This is a genomic window from Brevibacterium sp. NPDC056726, from assembly GCF_042790515.1.
GTDB classification, from domain to species: Bacteria; Actinomycetota; Actinomycetes; order Actinomycetales; family Brevibacteriaceae; genus Brevibacterium; species Brevibacterium sanguinis.
Genome location: NZ_JBHTYZ010000004.1, coordinates 518,360 through 524,365 on the forward strand (window position 1 = coordinate 518,360; position 6,006 = coordinate 524,365).

4 protein-coding genes are annotated in these 6,006 nt (G+C 66.4%); 1 reads left to right on the top strand and 3 read right to left on the bottom strand.

Features of this window, described 5'->3' with window-relative positions; translation table 11 throughout:
• Positions 1–376: 376 nt before the first annotated feature.
• A complete protein-coding gene (locus tag ACFQ91_RS11240; protein WP_198499052.1) occupies positions 377–2,170 on the bottom strand; it encodes a BCCT family transporter in 1,794 nt (597 codons plus the stop codon).
• Positions 2,171–2,495: 325 nt separating this feature from the next.
• On the opposite strand from ACFQ91_RS11240, the gene ACFQ91_RS11245 reads away from it, so the two are divergent.
• The gene (locus ACFQ91_RS11245; protein WP_198499053.1) at positions 2,496–3,347 is read left to right on the top strand and encodes an IclR family transcriptional regulator; all 852 of its coding nucleotides are present in this window, start codon (positions 2,496–2,498) and stop codon (positions 3,345–3,347) included.
• Here ACFQ91_RS11245 and ACFQ91_RS11250 read toward each other — a convergent pair.
• Positions 3,259–4,314 carry an amidohydrolase family protein gene (locus ACFQ91_RS11250; protein WP_198499054.1) on the bottom strand — a complete coding sequence of 352 codons (1,056 nt, stop codon included), beginning with the start codon at positions 4,312–4,314 and terminating at the stop codon, positions 3,259–3,261. The genes ACFQ91_RS11245 and ACFQ91_RS11250 overlap by 89 nt on opposite strands.
• Before the next feature lie 68 nt (positions 4,315–4,382).
• On the bottom strand, positions 4,383–5,630 hold the full coding sequence (locus tag ACFQ91_RS11255) for an MFS transporter (RefSeq protein WP_198499055.1): 1,248 nt from the start codon (positions 5,628–5,630) through the stop codon (positions 4,383–4,385).
• Positions 5,631–6,006 lie beyond the last annotated feature (376 nt).

Sequence of the window (6,006 nt, forward strand, 5' to 3'; positions counted from 1 at the left end):
CCTGGATGATCGCCGAGGCGGCGGTCCAGGTCTGACGGACCCCTGACTCCCAGCGCACAAGGGCCGGTCGCACACTTTTCGAGGTGTGCGGCCGGCCCTTCGCGCTCCCCAACTGGTTCCTCGCGCTCCCATTGTCCGGACGCCCCTCGGCCCGGGACTCGGGCTCACCGCAGTTTCGAGGGCACACATAAGGACCTGAGCCCCCGAAACTGGAGTGAGCCCGAACAGCTTTGCGCCAGTTGAGTCTGAGATGGCCAAGGCTGCCTTGGCCATCTCAGACTCAACTGGCGCAAACTCGACGGAGGCCGGTGCCGACGGGGCGAACCCGACTGGTCACCCCACCGACCGTCCGCCCGTCCGACCTGCCCGCCGACCCTCAGTCAACGTTCGTCGGCGACCGGCTGCCGGTCCGGCTGGCCAGGGTGCTCTGCCGCTTGGGCTTCGGCTTGGACTTCGATTTCGGCTCGTCGACGTAGGGGTCGCGGAACTCCGGGGCGGGTTCGACGGCCTCGGGGGCGACGACGGTCTCGACCGAATCGTCGTACTCGCTGCTGAACTCGTCGGAGTCGTCCTCGCGGCGTTCGACCTCCTCGGGTGGCAGGACCTTCTTCCAGCGGCGCATGCGCACCCGCGGCAGTGCCCCTGCATCCTCGCGCAGCGCTCTCATCAGGGCGTAGATCTGGAAGTACGCGATGACGAAGAACGGCAGGCCGATGAGGATGATCGTCGATTGGAGCGCCTCGAGCCCGCCCGATCCGGAGAACACGAGCAGCGTCGCCGTGACGACGGCGATCGCGAGCGCCCAGAAGATCCTCTGCGGGAGCGGGTTGAAGTCCTCGTGCCCGTTGTTCATCGTGTCGACGACGAGCGCCGCGGAGTCGACCGAGGTGACGAAGAAGACGACGACGAGGAGGATCGCGACGATCGACACGGGGATCGCCAGCGGGTAGTGCTCGAGGAACGCGAAGAGCGCGCCAGGGATGTCGCCCTGATTGACGACGCGGTCGACGAGGCCGCCGCCCTGGTTGAACTCGATGTCGAAGGAGGCGTAGCCGAAGACGCCGAACCACAGGATCGAGAACGCCGAGGGAATGGCGAGGACGCCGATGACGAACTGTCGGATCGTCCGACCGCGGGAGATTCGGGCGATGAAGATCCCGACGAACGGCGACCACGTGATCGTCCACGCCCAGTAGAAGACCGTCCACGTCTTCTGCCAGCCCGTGTCGGCGAACGTGTCGTTCCACAGCGCCAGCTCGGGCAGCTGCTGGATGTACGTGCCGAGCGATTCGAAGATCCCCCGCGCCATGAACAGGGTCGGTCCGAAGACGATGATGAGGATGAGGAGCAGGACCGCGACGACGATGTTGATGTTCGAGAGCACCTTGATGCCCTTGTCGAGGCCGAGCGAGACGGAGATCGTCGCCAGCCCGCAGACGACGCCGATGATGATGAGCTGCCACAGCGCGCTCTCGGGGATCCCGAGGACCTGGGCGAGCCCGCCGTTGATCTGCAGCGTGCCCAGCCCGATCGACACCGCGACACCGAAGACGGTGCCGATGATGGCGATGACGTCGATCGTCTTCCCGATCGGCCCGTGGATCCGCTCACCGAGGATGGGCTGGAAGATCGAGCTCACCCGCGGCGGCAGGTTGCGCTTGTGGATGAAGTACGCGAAGCACAGCGCGGGCAGGGTGAAGATCGTCCACGTGTGGAGCGTGAAATGGTAGTACGTGAAGTTCATCGCGTCGGCCGCGGCCTCGACCGTGCCCGGCTCGATCCCGGTGCTCGCCCGCGGTGGATCGCCGAGGTGGCTGACCGGTTCCGCGACACCCCAGAACATGAGGATGGAGCCGATTCCCGCGGCGAAGAGCATCGCGAACCAGGCGCCGTTGGAGTGCTCGGGCGGTTCGTCGTCGGGACCGAGTTTGACCCGACCGTACCGGGAGGCCGCAACGTAGATGAGGAAGACGAGGAACACCGTGACGCCGACGATGTAGAACCAGCCGAAGTTCGTCAGCAGCCAGTCCGAGGCCGCCGAGACACCGGTGTCGAGGGCGTCGGTGAAGACGATCGTCCCGACGACGAAGAGGATGATCACCGCCGCCGAGGAGAAGAAGATGGCCGGGTTCGTCCGCAGCCTGAGGGCATCGTGCAGTCGCGTGAGCATGCGCAGTACCTTCCGTTGATCACTCCTGCCCACGTTACCGAAGATCACGATATTGACAACAAACTCACTTGTCACAATCAGATCAAGAACGCCCAGGTGGCGGCCCTCGATCCGCGAGTTCGACGGCATCGGAGCGGTTCGACGACGTCCCTGAGATCGTCACGAATTCTTCCCGAGTTCATCCTCAGCGCCGCCCCGCGCACCGGTCACCGGGACCGCGAACCAGGCGACCGCCTCGGCGAGAATTCATCTCCCGGACCTCTCAATCGAGACGTCATCGGCTCTTGGTCTCCCCGACGCGGCTGCATAGGGTTGTGGTGCACTGATGCGGGCCGGCGACGGGATGACGATCATGGAGAACCTCGACCTCCGGGCACTGCCGAGCACGTTCATCCAGTCGATCGACCGGGCGCTGCTGGTGCTCCGGATCCTGCGGGACTCCGCTCCGCTGCCTCTCCAGGAGATCAGCGCGCGGGCCGAGCTGTCGCCGTCGACGTGTCACCGGGTGCTTCAGATGCTCGTCTATCGTGATTTCGCCACTCAGCTCGATGACCGCCGCTACACGGTCGGGACCGCGGTGACGGCACCGCTCAACGTCTCCGACGAGCTCTTCGATCTCCAGCAGCGGGCTCGACGGCCGCTGCGGCGGCTGGTCGATGAGACCGGGGAGACGGGCAATCTCATGGTGAGGACCGGCAGCAGCGTCCGGGTCGTCATCTCCTATGCGGGGGCGACCGAACCGCACGTGGGCAGCCGGGAGAATGCCGTGCTTCCTGCCGCGACGACGGCGGGCGGGCTCGCGCTGCTCGCCCAGCTGCCCGACGAATGGCTCGTGCGGGTGTTCTTCAACGAGCAGATCGACCGGTCCTCCCCCGTGGGCGACCTCTTTCCCACGGCGGCGGACTTCATGCGGATGATGGAGCGGGTCCGCTTCGACGGCTTTGCCCAGGTGTCCGGCTTCACCGAACGCGGGGTCGACGCGATCGGACTCGCCCTGCGCGGCTGCGACAGTGTCGCACCGGTGGCCCTGAGCGTGGCCGCCCCGGAGGTCAGGGCGGCCACGCTCTCATCGCCGCGGGTCCGGGAGGCTATCGCCCGATGTGCTGCGGAGATCGAGCGGCGCTCTGCCCGGCCGGGCGATCGGCCGGGCGATCGGCCGGGTCGCCGCTCGGGCTGAATCCGAACAGGCGCTGCGCATTGCCGGCGGCGATCTTCGCCTTGTCACGGTCGTTGAGTTCGACGTCGTCGAACCACACGGAGGCCTCCTCCATCGACTCGAACGGGTAGTCGGCGGAGAACATGATCCGATCGGCGCCGACCTCCTGGATCGCGTTGAGGAGGGCCGGCGTGCGGAAGTTCCCGCTCGTCGTGAGGTAGAAGTTGTTGCGCAGGTAGTGCCCGAAGGAGTGCTCGACGTCGAGACCGCGCGGGGCGACGGCGAGACGATGATCGGTGCGCCAGATGTTGTAGGGCAGCAGCTCGCCGAGGTGGCCGATGATGATGCTGATGCCCGGGTGCCGATCGAAGAGTCCTGAGCCCATGAGCCGCAGGGCGTGCGTGCCGGTTTCGACGGAGAACGCCCACGACGAGCCGTAGAGCCAGGGGTGCCCGTCGTACTGTGGGCTCTTCGAGACGAGCGGATCGCGGGGGTGGAGGTAGATCGGGACGTCGAGCTCGGCGACCGTCGACCAGAAGTCCGCGTAGCGCGGATCGTCGAGGTAGACGACCGTGTTCTCGTCGTCGACCTGGGAGAAGCCGTTGATGAGAGCGCCGACGAGGCCGAGGTCGCTGACCGCGCGGGTGAGCTCCTTCGTCGCAGCGTCCGGATCCTGCATGGGAAGGGCGGCGAACGAGGCGAAGCGCTCGGGGTTGACCGCGACCTGGTCCGCTGCGTAGTCATTGAGCCGGTGCGCCCAGTCGACAGCCTCGGTGCGTTCGTAGAGCGATTGGATGCCCGGGGCGAGGAGGGAGAGGATGACCTTCTCGATGCCGAGTTCGTCCATCTTCTGCAGGCGCGTCTCGTGGATGTCGAGCAGCGCGGCTCGCCTCTCCGGCCAGGCGTCGGGCGTGAAGTGCTCGGCGGACTGTTCGACGATGTTGGGGTCGGTGGCGCCGAAGTGCTCTTCGAGGGCGATCTTCTTCATGGTGGTCTCAGTGCTCCTCTGCAATGACAGGTGAATGGGTGATGTGGTGCGGGCTGATGCGCGTGGCATCAGGAGGTGTGGGCGGTGTTCGCAGCGGTCGCGCCGGCACTGCTCGCCCCGGCGAGAGCGGCAGTGTCATCGGGCACGGAGAGCGCCGCCCGCCGGATGACGAGGATGAGCACCCCCATGACGGCGGCAGCGAAGATCGCTCCCCCGGCGAAGACGCCGTAGACGGCAGCGACACCTGCTGCGGTGCCGATGAGGAGCCCGCCTGCCTGCGGGGCGAGGACCGCACCGAGGCGGCCCATCCCGAGTGCCCAGCCGAGCGCCGTCCCGCGGATCGCAGCGGGGTACGTGTTGTTGATGGCGCCGATGATCAGGCACATCGACCCGTGCGTGCCGATACCGGCGACGATGAGCAGCAGGTAGGTGACGACGATGGGCAGCTGGTCGGAGATCATCGCGACCATGGCGAGGCCGGTCAGTGCGGTCGCCACGGCTGCCGCTGCCAGGGCGCCGTACCGGGTTCCCGCCCAGGCGGTGAGGATCGAGCCGATGACCGCGCCGATATTGAGGGTAAGGGCGAAAGTCAGCGCCGATCCGAGGTCGTAGCCCTGGGTCTCGAGAAGCCGGGGCAGCCAGATGCCGAGTCCGAACCAGACGAAGAGCACGGCCAGAGCGGCGATGGCGAAGAGCGCGGAGATGGGCGCATACGGCCCGGCGAAAAGGGAGCTCCGGTTCGTCCGATCGGCGCGGGCGCTGGCCTCCTCGGGCCCGCGGGAGGGCAGGTACTTGAGGGCGAAGGGGATGATGAGGAGGGAGACGAGGGTGAGGAAGAACATCCATCGCCAGCCGAGAGTGGGGATGACGATGAGGCCGGTGAGTGCGGCGAGGATACCGCCGACGGGGACGCCGGACATCATGATCGTCGCGACGGTGGCCCGCCAGCGCGGTGCGACGAGGCCGGCGACCAGGGCGTTCGAACTCGGCAGCAGACCGCCGAGGCCGACGCCGGCGAGGAATCGGAGCACCCCGAAGAGGACGGGGCTGTCGACGGCGCCGCAGAGGGCGTTGAGGCAGGTGAAGACGATGGTGCAGATGATGACGGTCCGCTTCTGACCGAACCGATCACCGAGGCGGCCCCCGAACAGGGCGCCGAGCATCATGCCGACGAACGCGAGCGACCCGAGGGTGCCGATCGATGCGTTCGTCAGTCCCCAGCCGGTGCTCTCGATGAGCGAGGACTGGACGGTGCCGAAGACGATGAGGTCGTATCCGTCGGAGACGACCAGTGTCCATGATACGAAGATCGCCATGATCGGCACGGCTTTGGCACCTGGCGACGAAGAGGCTGACGCAGACTGGTCAGGACTCCGATGTGTACTCATTTCGATCTCTTCTCGATCCTCACCGTTGAGGTGTGCAGCGCAGACTCTCTGCGGCTCCATGCACGCTACGGGGAGGACCACCGCCGGCACAGCGAATCGTTGATCAATTCCACACCGTGAAAATCCTATCGGGTGGTGAATGCGAAAAGGGGGACCTCACCGGTCCCCCACCACCACACCAGCCGACCCAACCAGGACCACCGGCACCCACAGTCGTGAATGCAAAAAGTGGGGGCACCCCCCATAAGGAGTGCCCCCACCAAAAAGAATTGCGGCAGTCACTTACTCTCCCACAACCACCAAG

Coding starts and splice junctions, on each gene's coding strand:
- ACFQ91_RS11240 (WP_198499052.1), bottom strand. CDS start 2,170: ATGCTCACGCGACTGCACGATGCCCTCAGGCTGCGGACGAACCCGGCC.
- ACFQ91_RS11245 (WP_198499053.1), top strand. CDS start 2,496: ATGCGGGCCGGCGACGGGATGACGATCATGGAGAACCTCGACCTCCGG.
- ACFQ91_RS11250 (WP_198499054.1), bottom strand. CDS start 4,314: ATGAAGAAGATCGCCCTCGAAGAGCACTTCGGCGCCACCGACCCCAAC.
- ACFQ91_RS11255 (WP_198499055.1), bottom strand. CDS start 5,630: ATGGCGATCTTCGTATCATGGACACTGGTCGTCTCCGACGGATACGAC.